We start from the raw sequence: 626 nt of genomic DNA on the forward strand, positions 1-626 counted from the left end.
TCCTGCACACGGTGCAGGCGGTGTACGACCGCGAAAACAAACTCGTGGAGAAATACGTAGTCGACGGTTCGGCCGTCGGCGGTGGTGGCGGCGAATACCCGTTGCAGGATGGCTTCGGCTGGAGCAATGGGGTCACCGCAGCGTTGCTGGATCGGCTGTGCCCGCCACGAAAGCGCTGCGAGAACGCGCAGGATGTGGGTGACGAGGACTGATCGCCCCTTCAATGCAACGTTGGCATCAAACCGAAGCGCTTCGACCGCCACCTGCCACCGACCGGGCGATGCCATATTTCGCGGCGTAATACGTACCGAGCACCAGCAGACTGGCCATCGGCAATCCACCGGCAAAACGGTCCCACGCCAGCAGCGAATCGCTGGCGACAAACAGCAGTGCACCGCCCACCGCCCAGCCTGCACTGCGACGCGACACGCCAGGCAACCACGGCTTGGCCCACACGCGCGCCAACGCCAGCATCGCCATCAACGCGAGCACCACCACATAGGCCAACACCGGGACGCGCATGTCGGCGGGAAGATGCGGCCACAGCGCGGTGACGTTGGTAACGGCGAACGTTCCCAACAGCACAACGGCCATCCACAATCCACGCCCGGCCCTGAAGCCGGCGC

2 protein-coding genes are annotated in these 626 nt (G+C 64.7%); one reads left to right on the top strand and one right to left on the bottom strand.

Translation table 11 applies throughout. The features are described 5' to 3' along the window. Positions 1-212: trehalase family glycosidase (locus ACXJKJ_RS30990; protein ID WP_457395394.1), on the top strand; the 212-nt coding region annotated here is incomplete at its 5' end. Between the two features lie 25 nt (positions 213-237). Here ACXJKJ_RS30990 and ACXJKJ_RS30995 read toward each other — a convergent pair. Then, on the bottom strand, positions 238-626 hold a 389-nt coding region (locus ACXJKJ_RS30995; protein ID WP_457395396.1), incomplete at its 5' end, for a lysoplasmalogenase family protein.

It is taken from the genome of Roseateles sp. P5_E1, assembly GCF_054049335.1.